Origin of the sequence: Lysinibacter sp. HNR (assembly GCF_029760935.1) — a bacterium.
Classification (GTDB): Bacteria; Actinomycetota; Actinomycetes; order Actinomycetales; family Microbacteriaceae; genus HNR.
The window spans coordinates 1,858,599-1,873,833 of the sequence record NZ_CP121684.1; the positions used below are offsets into that span (position 1 = coordinate 1,858,599).

Below are 15,235 nucleotides of genomic sequence, written 5' to 3' on the forward strand. Positions count from 1 at the left end.
CACGTCTATTTACCCTCACTTTCACGAACAAGATCGTGGCGTGAAGGATAAAACGTGAGTTTAAACTTACCGATCTGAACCTCTGAGCTGTCTTTGAGCAGAGTGGGCTCGCTAATTCGAACACCATTGCAGAAGGTTCCGTTAAGCGAGTTGAGGTCGGTAACAGAGAAAGAAATGCCCTCCCGAGTAAAAACCGCGTGTCTACGAGAGACCGTCACGTCATCAAGAAAAATATTAACCTCTGGGTGTCGACCGGCCACCGTTGAATCGCTGGCAAGCAAAAAACGCGCACCCGTATCTGGCCCTCTACGAACAATCAGAAGCGCTGAACCCGAGGGCAAAGCTTTAACCGCTTCCTGCTCCTCTGCACTCAACTCAGCGTTCAAAGCGTCTACAAGCGAACTCAATTCACTGTTAAACCTTGCCGTTGAGTCGGTACCCTTATCGGGTGATTCATTCATCACTGATCTTCCTGTCTTCTGTAGTTTTGACGCTCCGCGAATATGACCAGATACCTCCGCGAACACCTACTACGCTACCGCAGATCGGGACTCCGTGTAGAGCCAATTTACCTGGGAGATTCTTATGTATCTACTGTGCTGGTAAATTCAGAAAAACCGCGGACCGTGGACTCCCTCCAAGACAGAGATTCCGACACCCAACCATTGGGGTATTGTCTGTGATATGAACTCTGCTCGCTCCGCCACCGCCATTGATGCTCTCGCCAACGACTGGCTTGACACTCTGGTCTCCCTCAACCCTTCCCTGGGTGTTTTTCTCGGGTTACCGGACCCCTCCACAGGATACGGCGACTACTCTCCGTCGGGAAACCAGGCCCTGGTTCAAGCGGCTACCGCAGCTGCAGCCCGACTTGCAACGCTGACACCGATTGATGCGGTTGATACCGTTACCGCCGCGGAGCTCTCACAGACGTGGAAAAGCATTATCGAGTCGGCCACAATTGGACGAGAACTGCGCGATGTCAATAACATCGCTTCTCCCGTGCAAAGCGTGCGTGATGTTTTTGACCTCATGCCCGACACCACTGTTTCTGATTGGGAAGACATCTCCGAGAGACTCAGCCGAGTACCCGCCGCCCTCGCGGGCTACACCACAACGCTGCGTCTCGGAATCACCAAAAACACGACACCCGCGCGTCGTCAGATCAGCTTTGCAGCGGAGCAGGCCGCCGAGTGGTCGGCTCCAAAAGGATTCTTCCGCTCCCTACTGACGCGAGCGGCCTCTGTTCACAACATCCCCGCGGCGCTCCTGAAGGATATCGACCGACACTCCGACCAAGCAGCCAACGCGTACGCTCAACTCTCTGATTTTTTTACCACCGAGTTGACCCCAGCGGGTACAGAAGCTGACGGGGTCGGACGCGAACACTACACAATCGCATCTCACGATTTCCTCGGTGCCAAACTTGATCTGGATGAAACCTACGAGTGGGGCCTTGAGGAGCTATCCCACATCATTCGCGAGCAACACACCGTGGCAGAAGAAATAGTCTCCGGCGCCAGCCTCGCAGAGGCAATAGATCATCTCAACAATGACCCATCGCGGATAATCCACGGAACGGCTGCGCTACGCGAGTGGATGCAAGAAATGTCTGACCAAGCCGTAGCGGAACTGGGTGAGAAGCACTTCACCATTCCTCCCGAGATGCGTACCCTCGAGTGCATGATCGCCCCGACCCAAACCGGCGGCATCTATTACACCAGACCCAGCACAGACCTGAGCCGTCCGGGTCGTATGTGGTGGTCGGTGGCTCCGGGCGTAACGGACTTTACAACCTGGCGCGAACTCACAACCGTCTACCACGAGGGAGTTCCTGGACACCACCTGCAGGTTGCCCACAGCATGATGAACTCCGACCTGAACAATTGGCGCAGAGATGGCCACTGGGTGAGCGGCCACGGCGAAGGGTGGGCGCTCTACGCCGAACGGCTCATGGCCGAGCTAGGCTACCTTGATGACCCGGGTGACCGCCTGGGAATGCTGGGCGAGCAGCGCATGCGTGCGGCGCGCGTTGTGCTCGACGTTGGCACCCACCTGGGTAAAAAGCGTCCCGACGGTAACGGCGTCTGGGACTACGAGTACGCGCTACGATTTATGCGCGCTAACTCAAACATGGATGAGGAGCAATTACGATTTGAGGTAAACCGCTATCTCGGATGGCCGGGACAGGCTCCCTCCTATTCGGTGGGCCAGCGCATCTGGGAACAGCTCCGAGACGACTATCTCAGCAGCCACGGGGGCACAAAAACACTGCGTGACTTCCACAGCGAGGCTCTATCCTTCGGAAGTATAGGGATTGAAACCCTGCGCTCCGCGCTTTCCCGATGACCACCAATATCCCCATCCTGTCCCCCCTCGCGCGATCGTGGCGCCCCTGGGTTGTGTGGGGCTCCGCAACGTTTTGCTATGTGGTGGCAATCTTCTCCCGCACCTCCCTCTCAGCCACGGGCATAAGTGCGGCAGAACGTTTCCACGTCGACTCCGCCGTGCTGGCAAGCTTTGCTGTTTTACAATTGATCGTCTATGCGGGCATGCAGGTACCGGTGGGGATACTCATTGATCGTTTTGGGGCACGCACACTCATTATTACGGGCGCTCTTGTCATGACCGTTGGCCAAGTCCTCCTGGCCCTAGCTTCCCTCACGGGTGTGGCAATCCTGGCTCGGGCACTGGTGGGGGCGGGAGACGCCATGACATTTATTAGCGTTATCCGGTTGATTCCCTCGTGGTTCCCTCCCCGGCGTATCCCCATTCTCACCCAGATTACCGGAATGACAGGTCAGCTCGGGCAGATCGCAAGCGTTATCCCGCTGGTCGCCGTCATGAGTGCTCACGGCTGGACCGCCGCATTCCTCGGAGTTGCAGGCGTTACAGGGCTCTCAGCCCTTCTCTCATTCATGCTCGTCTTTAACGCGCCCTATCGACCCGAACGCATGGCTCCCTCTATCAGCTTCCGCAGTGCGCTGGCAGGGATCCCAGAAAGCTGGAAACACCCCGGTACACGGTTGGGATTCTGGTCCCACTTTGTCACCCCGTTTGCCGGGGCAAGCTTCACTCTGCTCTGGGGGTATCCTTTTCTCCTCTCGGGCGAGGGGGTGACTCAGGAGACGGCCGCATCACTATACGTGCTACTCGTTGTGCTGAGTGCGGTGTTCAGCCTGATCATGGCCCAGCTTGTGATCCGATTCCCCCTGCACCGTTCCCGAGTAGTGCTCAGTATTGTTGGTTTCCAGGTGCTAGTTTGGACGGGAATAATGCTCTTCCCCGGCCCCGCTCCCCTGTGGCTCATCGTGCTTCTCTTTGTCACGTTTGCGATTGGTGGGCCCGGGTCGCTCATCGGCTTTGATATTGCCCAGCAGTTTACCCCCGCTCACCGGCAGGGTGGTGCCTCTGGCTTGGTTAACTCTGCCGGGTTTATGGCGGCCGTTGTTGCCCTCTTTGCTTACGGATATGCGCTCGACCTTCTGGGAGCGGGAACCCCCGAGACATACACACGCGAGGCCTTCCGAACAGCAATGTTAGTTTACTACCCGCTGTGGGCGGTGGGGGTCACCGGAGTCCTCATCTCTCGGCGCCAGATCAGACGATGGGCGGCGCAGCAGGGCGACTCCAACAACTAACGAACCTGCAGGAATTGTGAGATAGCAGGCTCAATAAAACTCACGCCTCACAAAGGCCAGACAACGGGAACAAGCAGAACCGCAACCACACCGTAGAAAGTAATGAGCGGCAGCCCTAACTTCCAGTAGTCCCCAAAACGATAACCTCCGGGTTGCATAACCATCAGGTTGGCGGGAGTCGCGATGGGGGTCAAGAAGCTTGCAGAGGCCGCAATACACACCGTCATCAGGAGAGGCAGGGGCGAAAGAGAAAGCTCGGTCGCAACCGAGATTGCGATGGGAATCAGCACCAGGGAGGTAGCCGTATTACTGATCAGCTGGCCGAGCAAAGCGGTGAGGAGAAAAAGACTCAGCAGAACGATGTGGGGCCCTAACCCACCAACAGTCTCAATAACTTGGTGGGCGATGAGGGCGGCCGCCCCGGTTGCGCTAATCGCGGTAGAGAGTGGAATCATTCCGGCGATAAGGATGAGCATGGTCCAGGAGATTGAGCGGTGTGCCTTCTCCACGGTCACAACGCGGAACAGAACCATGGCAATTGCGGCAAGAAGCGTCACAACCGCAGGAACCATAAGACCCGTGGCTAAAAGAGCGATCATGGCCGCGGTGATGATGAGCGCAGTGCGGGCCGATTTTCCCATTGGCGCGGATTGGCGACGGATCAGATCAGGCTCGTCAACCAGCAATACGTTCTTATCTTCCGTCTGTTCGGCAAGCGCCGACCACGTCCCCTGGAGGAGCAGGGCATCGCCCGATGCTAGCGTAATCGGTCCGGTGTCGCGAGAAACACTCGGTAGATCATTCTCAGCCCGCTGCACCGCAAGAACGACAAGCTCTCCACTATCCGTTACCATTCCGGGGAAAACAGACTCTCCCACCAGGTTGGAGCGCGGAGCAACAATAACCTCGGCAACACCGTAAGTGGAGGTCACCAGGCCGCTCTCCTCGGGAAGTCTCCGCAGCTGTCCCCACTCAGAAAAACTTGTCAGGTCTTCAACCGAACCCCGCATGGTAATAATTTGTCCAGACTCGATCGTCGCTTCTCGAACAGGGTATCCCTCCCCATCCTTCACAGCCATTACCGAGACCCCGGGATGCTTCTCCAGCGTCAGGCCCCTAATTTCACGACCGATGAGAGGAGACCCCTCCGACACGATAAACCGCCACACCTCATCCGCGTCAAGATATTGATTGAGCAGATCACGAGAGTGCTTACTCAGATCACGCGGAAGCTGCCGCGCAGTGCGGTTGGGGAGAAGCTTTTCGCCAAAGAGAACGACGATCATCACACTGCCCACCAGGAGGGGAATACCCACCAGAGAAAATTCGAAGAAACCAATCGCACGCCCGCCCGGTGCCTCGGCCGCAGCCTCCGAGATAAGCACGTTAACCGGTGACCCGGTGAGTGTCAGCATAGAACCCGCATGCGCACCAAAGGCTAGCGGCATGAGCAATTGCGACGGTGGTCGGCCCAGTCGAACAGCCACCACAACAACCATGGGCAGGAGCGCAGCAACGGCACCGTTAAGACTGATCAGAGCGGCCAAAAGAGCAACAGCTGACATCATCAAAATGATCAGTTTGGTTCGCGATGTACCCGCACGGCTGACAACTTGCTGACCCGCCCAGGCAGTGAGCCCACTCGAATCGAGCCCCTCGCTCACCACAAAGAGTGCCGCGATCAGGACAATTGTGGGATCAGAGAAACCGGCAAAGGCCTCCCCCAGGTTAAGAACGCCGGTAAAGTACAGGGCGAGAGAAACAGCCAGGGCAACGATGCCAACGGGGAATTTGTTCCAGACGAAAACAACGACTGAGAGCACGAGTATAAGGAGGGTTATTGATACGTCGCTCATGGTGATTGTGACTATATCCTATCATTCAATAGAAAGAAGAATTATTTCTCAGCGTCATGATATTGTGCAACACACAGGCAGCGCTCAGCCCAAGATCAAGAAGCGATAATAAGAACTGAGAGTCATTGAATGTCCCACTCCACGCCACACCCCTCACACGTTAAAAGTGTTCGCGACCACGTGCAGGAGCTCATGCCCCAGCTAACGCAAGATCTTGCCAATTACGTGGCCATTCCCGGGGTAGCGTTCCCCGGCTATCCACCCGAGGCAATCCAGGAGGCTCACGATTTTGTGGTTTCCCTGCTGCGCGCAGAGGGTGTGACGGACATCCAGAAAATCGAGTTACCGAACACCTCCCCCGCTGTTTTTGCGACAATTCCGGGGCCGGAGGGCGCCCCCACGGTACTCCTATATACCCACTACGATGTGGTTCCCGAGGGGAATACGGCGGAGTGGAAAACCCCCGCGTTCACCGCTACCCCAAAAGACGGGGTTATCTATGGTCGGGGTACCGCAGATTCCAAGGGTAATTTTCTCCTGCACCTGGGAGCTCTGCGCTATTTTGGTGGCAAACCTCCGGTCACGCTCAAAATTGTTGTTGAGGGCCAGGAAGAATTTGGAAGCGCGTTTGATGCCTACCCTCCCCTCGCCCCCGAGCTCTTTGCCGCCGACGCCATGATTATTGCGGACGTGGGGAACATCCGCCCGGGTGTACCCACCGTTACGGTTGCCCTGCGAGGAGCCGCAACGGTCGATGTTGAGGTTAACACGCTCGCAAATCCTAAACACAGCGGCATGTTTGGCGGAGCAGCACCGGACTCCGTTCTTGTCCTCCTCCACGCCCTCGCCGCCCTCCACAACAAAAACGGTGACGTGGCGGTTCCCGGGCTACGGCGTAACGAGTGGCAGGGCACCACCTACACCGCAGAAGAGTTTCGTGAGCTGGCCGAAATTCTCCCGGGAGTGCCGGAGTTCGGGACCGGTGATCTGGGTCAGCGCATCTGGTCGGGACCCGCGATCAGCGTTATCGGAATTGATATTCCCTCGGTTGACCGGTCGCTCAATGCCGTCTCGGCGCACACACGGGCTCGACTTAACCTCCGCGTGCACCCCGAACAAGATGTTCACGAGGCGCAGCAAGCGCTCGTAAGCTTCCTGGAGGACCTTACTCCGCTGGGTGTTCCGCTCACCGTTATACCGGGCGAGGCGGGTAACGGTTACGCGGCCCGCACGGACGGGACAGCTTTTAAGCTACTGAGCGGCGCTATGACGGATGCCTGGGAGGCAGAAGCTACCACCGCGGCGGCGGGAGGCTCCATACCTCTGGTGAACTCCCTGCAGGAGGCGGTTCCGGGAGCGGAAATTCTGCTCTTTGGCGTTGCCGATGGGTTTAGCGCGATCCACGCCCCGAACGAGCGTGTGGTCATCACGGAGATCGAAAACTCGCTGCTCGCGGAGATTCTTTTTCTGGAACGCCTAGCCGAGACCTCCGCGGCTTCCAACTCCTGATGCAGCCTCCAATCTCTGGCGCAACCTCCAACCTCTCAGGGAAAACCCTGATTTTTCCTTCCCGGTCTTGCCTACTTTCAAAACGCGATATATCTTGATATTAACAACGCGATATATCGCGTCTTTTCTGAAGGCCCCTACTCGTAAGGAATTATCATGGACACTCAAAACTGGATCATCCAACCGGGTGATACACAAACAATCACGATTGACCGAGTAGCCTCGCTCAAGCTCGGACTCCTCGGTGGACAGGTCGACGTGATTGCTCACGATGAGCCTGGCGCTCGAATCGAGGTGCACAGCGTCACCGGTAAAGCGCTCAACATCAAGGCGATCGGTGAATCGCTCGAGGTCGATCACCCTCAGATCCGGTGGGACAACTTCCTCGAAGTTTTTGGCTCTTTTCCCGGCCGAGCCAGGGTTGACATGAGCATTCTCGTGCCCCGATCTCTCGCCCTCACCATGGGAACGGTCTCCGCTAGCGGGCTTGTCTCGGGAGTGAGAAGCAACGCAAGAATCTCAACAGTCTCGGGAGAACTCATCCTCGACGGCCTTACGGGAGCACTAACTATCGAGAGTGTCTCCGGGAACGTCAGCATCAGAAACCACGAGGGACAGATCACAGCCGAATCGGTGACCGGAGAGGTTCTCTGCACAGGACGCCTCTCCTCCTTCAGCGCCGAGAGCGTCTCCGGCGGTGTCTTCCTCGATCTCGCGGGAACACCCGACTCCATCACAACAAATACGGTCAGCGGAAACACGACGGTGCGTCTTGATGAGGGGGTAAGCGCACGGCTTCACATCAATTCCGTTTCCGGGAAGGTTCAATACGGTGATCAACTTGTCACCGGTGTGCGCGGGGTTGGACACAGCGCACACTTAGGCCCTGCCGGTAGCTCACCAACCAGCATCACGGTCAATTCGGTCTCAGGAGGGGTTTCTATTATGCATCGAACCTCGGCACAAAAACAGGAATTTGCGCCGTGAAACAGGCACTCTTTAGCCACGGTTCCCTGAGGCTCTACCTCCTCAGCCTGCTCGCGCAAAACCCCATGCACGGTTACGAACTCATTCAGGCTCTGACCGAAAAATTCGGTGGAACCTATGTTCCAAGCGCAGGAACCATCTATCCCAGACTCGCGAAGCTGAACGAAGAGGGTTTTATCAGTAAGGAAAGCCACGGCAGAAAGACCATCTACTCCATAACCCAGACGGGCCTAGAAGAACTCAACAAACGCCAAAGCGAGCTGGACACGATTGAGGATGACATGGAGGCGTCGGCGCGGAGGCGTGCGGAGGCAATGCGCAACGAGGTTTCCCAGGCAATGAAGAGCGTCCGAGCAGAGCTTGCCGCGGCTGCCCAGAGCGCACGCAGGGAAGCCAGAAAGACGGGTTCTCCGCCGGAGCCCACAGTCACCACGGTCTCCACCGACCCGCGAGCATCCTCACGCCAAAAGCTCAAGGAAATCGATGCTCTACTCGCCGCCTTTCACCAAGAGGTTCGTGCGGATCTACGATCTCGAAGCGCAAAAAACGGCCTTCCAGATCACATAGTGGATACACTACGCAACCAACTAGCACACGTGAAGAAATCACTCAAAGAGGGAGCCGTATAGCGCCGAGCCCCCAAAGAAAGAAGCCTAGTATTCGGAACCCTCTGCATCTGCTCGTGTCTCGGCGACAGGCCCATCCCACTCGGCCAGAATGGCGGCAGATCCGGACAACCCTAGGCGAGTTGCACCGGCGCCAATCATCTCCCGCGCCTGCGCCAGCGTGCGGATCCCCCCGGAGGCTTTAACTCCCAGACGAGCACCCACGGTCTGCGCCATGAGCCGAACGGCGTGAACGGTTGCCCCTCCCGCCGGATGAAAACCCGTGGAAGTTTTCACAAAATCGGCACCGGCGGCCTCGGCGGCACGGCACGTCGCAACAATCTCCTCGTCACTCAGGGCCGCGGACTCGATAATGACCTTGAGAATGACGCTCGCAGGAGTAGCCTCACGCACCGCCCGGATCTCGCTCTCAACCAGATCAAAACGAGCGGCTTTAGCATGGCCCAGGTCGATCACCATATCAACCTCGTCAGCGCCACGCTCTGCCGCCAGGGCAGCCTCGCGAGCTTTAATCTCTGCCTCGTGCTTTCCCGAGGGGAAACCACACACGGTTGCAACTTTAAGCTCCGAGTCCTCGGGAACGCTCACCGGAAGCATCGACGGGGAGACGCACACGGAAAAAACGCCGAGTCCAAGCGCCTCTACGACTAGAGCCTCCACATCGGCCGGGGTCGCTTCCGGCTTAAGCAGGGTGTGATCGATATAGGTGGCGAGTTCTGCGGCCGAGCTGGGTTGTGTTGGAGCGGTCATGGTTATCTTTCTCTTTCAGGCACAGGTCTTTATAAGCAAGGGAGACGAGTGGTCAGCTACTTCTATGAATATTTTTGAGCGTAGTGGCCATTTCTACATTTTAGTAGCCGCTTTTTCCTCAGCCAGAGCACGGTCTCTCTTGGCTCCGGGGAGCCATCCTTTATTAACCACTCGCACCTGCCAGATGATGGCAGCCACAACCAGGAGGATCGCAACAACAGCGATGAGCACAACGCTGAGTGCGTTATTCTCGCCGCCCACAATGGTTCCGATCAGCGTTCCGTACCAGCCAAAATCCGTGTCGCCAAAGGTGCTGTTTGACAGGCCCAGATTTCCCAGAACGTTCAGCAGAACAGCGGGGAGGAACGAGATGAGCACACCGTTAACAAACCCACCCACTATGGCTCCACGTCGTCCACCGGTGGCATTTCCAAATACTCCAGCCCCACCACCCGTGAAGAAGTGAGGCACCATACCGGGCAAGATCAGCGCCAGACCAAAAACAGGCCCCAGCCAGGTGGCCAGGATAGCGAGGCTCACGAGTCCACCGGCAAACGACGCCAAAAATCCGATCAAAACGGCGTTGGCGGCAAAGGGGAAGACAAGCGGAATATCCAGTGCGGGCTTTGCACCGGGAACAACCTTGCGGGCGATCCCCTCAAACGCGGGCACGAGCTCACCGAGTATGGTGCGCACACCGTAGAGGATAATCGCAACACCCACCCCAAACTGCAGTGCCTGCGCAAAGGCCGCCATGATAAAGGCTCCGGCATCCTCAGAACCAAAAATGGGCAGCACATCCTCCAGGGGAAGAGCGATCAGACCCCAAATAGCAAAGACCAGATAGATGAGAACCATCGAGAGGGCGGTGGCTACCATCGAATCGCGCAGGAAGCGAAGCCCGTCAGGAAATTTAATCTCCTCGGTAGAGCGGCTTTTACCACCGAGAGCCTGACCCGACGCACCCGCGGCGACATAACCGAGGGTGCCAAAGTGTCCGATCGCAATCGAATCGTTGCCCGTAATCTTATTGACCCACGGCTGTGCAAAAGCGGGCATTGCAACCATGATAATTCCGAGAAGAACCGCGCCCACAACAACAACCAGCCAGTCGCTGCCCGCACCAAACCCCACCGAGAGAACCACCGCCAACAACGTCGACATAAACACCATGTGGTGCCCCGTGAGGAAGACGTATTTGAGCGGTGTGAAACGTGCAAGTAGCAGCATCACAACAAAGCCGAGAAAGAGAACGTAGGCGGAAATCGCGCCGTACCTTTCGGCGGCCACCGCAGTGATAACCTCGTTGGTCGGCACAACACCCTGCGCGCCCGTCACCGTAAGTATCAGGCTCCCCAGAGGATCGAGGGCCGCAACCACAACACCGGCACCCGCACCGAGAATGAGAAACCCGAGGGTAGCCTTGAGGGCTCCCCCAATAACAACCCCCACCGATTTACGAAGGGCGATAAGCCCCACCGCAGTAATAATTCCCACCAGATAGGCGGGAACGTTGAGAATCTGCTGCCCGATGAACTCGAGAACAACAACAAGCCATTCCATTGGTCTTGCCTCACTTCGCTGTAGATAATTAGTGTGTTTTGATCGGCTTTTTGGGGTAATTAACCGGCGACGACGGCACGCAGTTTTTCGGTGATCTCGTCCATATCAAAGAAGTTATTGATCACAATGACCTTCGAAGGGACCTCTCCGATTTCGGGGGCTAGATCCTCGGAGGTCAAAACGATGTCGGCGGTGCGGGCCATTCCTCGGGCAACACCGATATCGGATGCCTCAACGTCACCAGAAACACCCAGCGCTTCGAGAGCTTTCTCTGCGTTCATCTTGAGCAGGACGGAGGTACCGATACCCATTCCGCAGACGCATACAATTTTCATATTTATAATCCTTTACTCTCGTGGATAACAATCAATTTGACTGACATAACATGATGGACATTTCCCCGGCAAGCCTAGACTAAGCCGCCTCACCCGCCAGCTTCTCTAGAAGGTCGTGTAGGTGCTGGGGACTCTCTGCCGCCCGCAGCTCAGCCAGGGAATTCGGGTCCATGAGGAGGGTTGCCAGAGAAGACATGAGTCCAAGATGACTATCATGATCCATTGCGGCGAGTCCGATGATGAGGTCTACCGGATCGTTCTGGGTGTGGCCAAACACCACCGGCTCCGCGAGAGTGACCCAGGACAATCCTGTGCGTAGTACCGCGGGTGATGGTCGCGAATGGGCCAGCGCTATACCCGGAGCGATCACAATATAGGGCCCAAGAGTATTCACCGCGGTGATCATCTCGCTGGTGTATTCGGCGGTTGTGATGCCTACGTTAACAAGTAGCCAACCGGCCAGACCCAGAGCCTCCTGCCAAGAGGAAGCAGAGGCTTGAATAGCAATGGCCTCAAGCGGAAGCTCATGAGCAAAGTCAACGGTCATGCCCCTATTATTACTTATGTCTATAGATTTGCAAAAGTTTTCGCGAAAGTTTACACCAGAATCCGGGTAATCCGGCTCACCCTATCGGGATCAAGAACCGCATCCTGGGCCAAAATCGACGCCCCCATGGTTCCCGCTCGACGATCAAGACGACTCGGCGCCAGAACAAAGCGATCAATAAGATACGAGGGGATTCTCTCCATCACCGCCGCTTTGAGCGGGTTTAACACGAGATCCCCGAGGGTTGCAAGATTACCCCCAATGGCAACCACTCCGGGGTTATAAAGACCAACAATGTCCGCAATTGAGTGCCCCACCTGCGTGCACATATCGGCCAGCAACCGCAGCGCGTCCTCGTTTCCCTCCCTCGCAAGAGCCACAATATCCCTGCTCGTATTCACGGAGTACCCCAAACTCTTGAGCTCGCGCCGTATCGCCCACCCACTCGCGGTCGCTTCAAGACATCCCCTGCTGCCGCAGCGACAAAGCTCCGATCCTCCGTGACGAATATGCCCGAGGTCACCCGCCGCCCCCAGTTCACCGTGCGCCGCATTACCGCTCAGAATAAGAGCCGAGCCCACCCCCAAGCCCAGCTTGACAAGTGCAAACGTATCCACCTCGGGCCAGGCAAAACGCTGCTCTCCAAGAGCCATGATATTTACGTCACGATCAACCGCGACAACCGCGTCGGGGTATCGTTCACGAAAGTAATCAGCCACCAAAACACCGTCCCACCCCGGCATAATGGGTGGATTCATCAGACGCCCGGTTCCCGGATCAACCGGCCCGGGAACACCCACGCCAATCCCCACCACCTCGGAGGCCTTTCGTTCGAGCGTTCTTAACAGGTGCCCGTAAACCTCGTGCGCCCAGGTGAGCACCCGATCTAGTCCCGTAGCAATATCGATATCAACCTCGGCCTCCACCAGGATGTTTGACGAAAGGTCGCTGACCCCTACGCGGCTGTGCGAACCGCCAATATCCGCAGAGAGCAGCAGACCCGCGTTCCGGTTCAGCTCAAAGACCTCGGCTCTGCGACCTCCCGTTGAGTCCCGCTGCCCGGTAGTCACGATGAGGTTTGCGTCGAGCAATTCGTCGAGTCGTTTACTCACCGTAACCCGAGACCACCCCAGGCGAGTAACCAGGTCGGTTCGGGTCTGCGCACTGCCACTTCGGATCATCCCGAGCATAACGCCCGACCCCGTCACGATTCGGGGAACAACCACAAGCCACTCCTTTGCCTAGAACAACCTCTGACCGAACGAGTCTAACCGGTACAGCTTCTTGACTTTTGTATATTTCTATACGAAAGTTATCACATGAGCAGCCCGCAAAACCAGACTTTCACCGAGACCGATATCGCCGCAATCAACGCCGCGCGGCTCATTCCCATCCAGGTTGTGCAGGATAAAGGGCACGGTCACGCGGGAACCGCCGCCGCCCTAGCACCGCTCTCATACGTACTCTTCCAGCGAATACTTCGCCATAGCCCCGCCCACCCCGAGTGGCTGGGACGCGACCGTTTTGTGCTCTCCGCCGGACACGCCAGCCTCCTGTTTTATACCCAAAACTATCTCAGCGGATACGGACTCACGCTGGCCGATATCGCCGCCGCCCGCAGCTTTCACTCACGCACCCCGGGGCATCCCGAAATCGAAATGACCCCCGGGGTAGAGATGAGCACGGGACCCCTGGGCCAGGGCGTTGCCTCCGCGGTGGGCATGGCAATGGCCGCATCCCGCAAACGCGCGCTGCTCCCCTCAAGCGGGGACCTCTACGATCACACGGTGTGGGTGCTCGCGGGGGACGGCTGCCTACAGGAGGGGGTATCCGCCGAGGCCTCAAGTCTGGCCGGAACGCTGGGCCTGGATAACCTAGTGCTTATCTGGGACGACAATAACATCACCATCGATAGTACAAACGCCGAAACATTCTCGGAAGACGTACGAGCGCGCTACCGATCCTACGGCTGGCGAGTGCTCGAGATCGATGACGCCAACGATCTCGAAAACCTCGAAACCACCCTCACCAAGGCCCGCGAAAGAACGGGCGCACCCACCCTGGTCGCCCTCAAAAGCATTATCGGGTACCCTTCCAAGGCTGTTGGAGGAACCTCCGCTGCACACGCGGGGGCATTTGGTGAAGAAGATCTGGCACATATTAAGCGCACGCTCGGTTTTGACCCGGCCGCCACCCTGCTCGATCTGGTGCCGAAAGACGTTCTCCTCCACACTCGTCAGGCGCTCGAACGCGGCCGAGCCGCGGAGGAGTCCTGGACTAAGCAGCACGCCATCTGGGCTTCGCGCAATCCGCACGAAGCAGAGCTTGCGAATCACCTCGAAGCCCCCGGTGCCTCGGTAGGGGCCTGGCAGGAACTGCTCCGTCCCCTCCTGGGAGACCTTCCCCCGGAGGGAACCCCGATTGCGACCCGCAAAACAAACAACACCGTCATCAGGGCGCTGCACAACACCCCCGGAGCCCCTTCAGGAAGCGTAATCTGGGGCGGATCCGCTGACCTGGCCGGCTCAACCAGCGTTGCCATCGAGGGCAAGGCCTACGGGAGGACCTTCCCACAGGGAAACTTCATCCGCTACGGAATTCGTGAGCACGCGATGGCTGCCATAATGAACGGCATAGCCCTGCACTCACCGTGGAGAGCGTACGGATCAACCTATCTGGTGTTCAGCGACTACCTACGCCCGGCACTCCGGCTCAGCGCGCTCATGCGGCTCCCCCATATTTTTGTATTCAGCCACGACTCCGTGGCCGTGGGCGAAGACGGCCCAACACACCAGCCGGTGGAACAACTTGCCTCGCTCCGCGCCCTCCCCGGGCTTGATGTCGTTCGACCCGCCGACGCCCGTGAAACCATTGCAGCCTGGCACCGCATTGCCGCAACGAGCAACCACCCCACAGCCCTGGTCGTGTCCCGACAGGACCTCCCCGTTCTCCCGGAACCCCCCGACATCATTGCCGAGGTTTCTCGCGGAGGCTATATCGTATGGCAGTCCGGCTCGGGCCTTGACCTTGCGCTCATCGCAACCGGCTCTGAGGTGTCCGTCGCCCTCGAGGCCGCACGCACCCTCACCGCAGAGGGGCACGACGTCCGGGTGATCTCAATGCCCTGTACACAGTGGTTCGATGAACAACCTGTGGAGTATCGCGACTCAGTACTTCCACGTTCCCTCGCCGCCCGCGTCACGGTTGAGGCAGGTAGCACCGACGGATGGTGGAAATACACAGGGCTCTCGGGAAGCGTTATCGGCATTGACCGTTTTGGAGTGTCGGGAAGCGGAGCTGAGGTCATGTCTTCCCTAGGAATTACAGCGGAAAACATTACAAACCACGCGCGCCTTCTTCTCTCTCCTCAGGAAAAGTGGTCATCGCAATCAAAAGGCCAAGGATAATAGTGAGGAAGGAA

Annotated in this window: 13 protein-coding genes; 6 read left to right on the forward strand and 7 right to left on the reverse strand. The window is 57.5% G+C overall.

The features are described 5' to 3' along the window. Positions 1-5: 5 nt before the first annotated feature. A complete protein-coding gene (locus FrondiHNR_RS08360) occupies positions 6-461 on the reverse strand; it encodes an FHA domain-containing protein (protein WP_279352325.1) in 456 nt (151 codons plus the stop codon). A gap of 223 nt (positions 462-684) precedes the next feature. Between FrondiHNR_RS08360 and FrondiHNR_RS08365 the strand changes: the two genes are divergently transcribed. After that, the gene (locus tag FrondiHNR_RS08365) at positions 685-2,349 is read left to right on the forward strand and encodes a DUF885 domain-containing protein (RefSeq protein ID WP_279352326.1); all 1,665 of its coding nucleotides are present in this window, start codon (positions 685-687) and stop codon (positions 2,347-2,349) included. Beyond that, complete coding sequence (locus tag FrondiHNR_RS08370; protein ID WP_279352327.1) at positions 2,346-3,641, forward strand: MFS transporter; 1,296 nt, start codon at positions 2,346-2,348, stop codon at positions 3,639-3,641. Before FrondiHNR_RS08365 ends, FrondiHNR_RS08370 begins: the two co-directional genes overlap by 4 nt. 47 nt (positions 3,642-3,688) lie before the next feature. Here the strand turns inward: FrondiHNR_RS08370 and FrondiHNR_RS08375 are convergent, their stop codons facing one another. Further along, the gene (locus FrondiHNR_RS08375; RefSeq protein WP_279352328.1) at positions 3,689-5,497 is read right to left on the reverse strand and encodes an SLC13 family permease; all 1,809 of its coding nucleotides are present in this window, start codon (positions 5,495-5,497) and stop codon (positions 3,689-3,691) included. Between the two features lie 129 nt (positions 5,498-5,626). Here FrondiHNR_RS08375 and FrondiHNR_RS08380 point away from each other — a divergent pair, with 129 nt between their 5' ends. From FrondiHNR_RS08380 to FrondiHNR_RS08390, 3 genes are all read left to right on the forward strand, one after another. Beyond that, positions 5,627-7,006 carry a M20/M25/M40 family metallo-hydrolase gene (locus FrondiHNR_RS08380; RefSeq protein ID WP_279352329.1) on the forward strand — a complete coding sequence of 460 codons (1,380 nt, stop codon included), beginning with the start codon at positions 5,627-5,629 and terminating at the stop codon, positions 7,004-7,006. 156 nt (positions 7,007-7,162) lie between these two features. Next, a complete protein-coding gene (locus tag FrondiHNR_RS08385; RefSeq protein WP_279352330.1) occupies positions 7,163-7,993 on the forward strand; it encodes a hypothetical protein in 831 nt (276 codons plus the stop codon). Next, positions 7,990-8,622 (forward strand): PadR family transcriptional regulator, encoded by a 633-nt coding sequence (locus FrondiHNR_RS08390; protein ID WP_279352331.1) that lies wholly within the window; start codon positions 7,990-7,992, stop codon positions 8,620-8,622. The genes FrondiHNR_RS08385 and FrondiHNR_RS08390 overlap by 4 nt, the downstream gene beginning before the upstream one ends. Positions 8,623-8,646: 24 nt before the next feature. Here the strand turns inward: FrondiHNR_RS08390 and deoC are convergent, their stop codons facing one another. The 5 genes from deoC to FrondiHNR_RS08415 form a co-directional block, all read right to left on the reverse strand. Then, a complete protein-coding gene (gene deoC / locus FrondiHNR_RS08395) occupies positions 8,647-9,369 on the reverse strand; it encodes a deoxyribose-phosphate aldolase (RefSeq protein ID WP_279352332.1) in 723 nt (240 codons plus the stop codon). Between the two features lie 93 nt (positions 9,370-9,462). After that, the gene (locus tag FrondiHNR_RS08400) at positions 9,463-10,932 is read right to left on the reverse strand and encodes a PTS ascorbate transporter subunit IIC (RefSeq protein WP_279352333.1); all 1,470 of its coding nucleotides are present in this window, start codon (positions 10,930-10,932) and stop codon (positions 9,463-9,465) included. A 59-nt stretch (positions 10,933-10,991) separates the two neighbouring features. Further along, on the reverse strand, positions 10,992-11,267 hold the full coding sequence (locus FrondiHNR_RS08405; protein WP_279352334.1) for a PTS sugar transporter subunit IIB: 276 nt from the start codon (positions 11,265-11,267) through the stop codon (positions 10,992-10,994). Positions 11,268-11,346: 79 nt separating this feature from the next. Then, complete coding sequence (locus FrondiHNR_RS08410; protein ID WP_279352335.1) at positions 11,347-11,814, reverse strand: PTS sugar transporter subunit IIA; 468 nt, start codon at positions 11,812-11,814, stop codon at positions 11,347-11,349. Between the two features lie 50 nt (positions 11,815-11,864). Further along, entirely contained in the window at positions 11,865-13,040 is a 1,176-nt protein-coding gene (locus FrondiHNR_RS08415; RefSeq protein WP_279352336.1) for an ROK family protein, read from the reverse strand. Between the two features lie 93 nt (positions 13,041-13,133). Between FrondiHNR_RS08415 and tkt the strand changes: the two genes are divergently transcribed. Continuing rightward, positions 13,134-15,221 (forward strand): transketolase, encoded by a 2,088-nt coding sequence (gene tkt, locus FrondiHNR_RS08420; protein ID WP_279352337.1) that lies wholly within the window; start codon positions 13,134-13,136, stop codon positions 15,219-15,221. Positions 15,222-15,235 lie beyond the last annotated feature (14 nt).

What these genes read in the sequence shown, in the direction of transcription:
- FrondiHNR_RS08410 (WP_279352335.1), bottom strand. Translation starts at nt 11,814, where the DNA reads ATGACCGTTGACTTTGCTCATGAGCTTCCGCTTGAGGCCATTGCTATT.
- FrondiHNR_RS08380 (WP_279352329.1), top strand. Translation starts at nt 5,627, where the DNA reads ATGTCCCACTCCACGCCACACCCCTCACACGTTAAAAGTGTTCGCGAC.
- FrondiHNR_RS08400 (WP_279352333.1), bottom strand. Translation starts at nt 10,932, where the DNA reads ATGGAATGGCTTGTTGTTGTTCTCGAGTTCATCGGGCAGCAGATTCTC.
- FrondiHNR_RS08405 (WP_279352334.1), bottom strand. Translation starts at nt 11,267, where the DNA reads ATGAAAATTGTATGCGTCTGCGGAATGGGTATCGGTACCTCCGTCCTG.
- FrondiHNR_RS08360 (WP_279352325.1), bottom strand. Translation starts at nt 461, where the DNA reads ATGAATGAATCACCCGATAAGGGTACCGACTCAACGGCAAGGTTTAAC.
- deoC (WP_279352332.1), bottom strand. Translation starts at nt 9,369, where the DNA reads ATGACCGCTCCAACACAACCCAGCTCGGCCGCAGAACTCGCCACCTAT.
- tkt (WP_279352337.1), top strand. Translation starts at nt 13,134, where the DNA reads ATGAGCAGCCCGCAAAACCAGACTTTCACCGAGACCGATATCGCCGCA.
- FrondiHNR_RS08370 (WP_279352327.1), top strand. Translation starts at nt 2,346, where the DNA reads ATGACCACCAATATCCCCATCCTGTCCCCCCTCGCGCGATCGTGGCGC.
- FrondiHNR_RS08365 (WP_279352326.1), top strand. Translation starts at nt 685, where the DNA reads ATGAACTCTGCTCGCTCCGCCACCGCCATTGATGCTCTCGCCAACGAC.
- FrondiHNR_RS08375 (WP_279352328.1), bottom strand. Translation starts at nt 5,497, where the DNA reads ATGAGCGACGTATCAATAACCCTCCTTATACTCGTGCTCTCAGTCGTT.
- FrondiHNR_RS08385 (WP_279352330.1), top strand. Translation starts at nt 7,163, where the DNA reads ATGGACACTCAAAACTGGATCATCCAACCGGGTGATACACAAACAATC.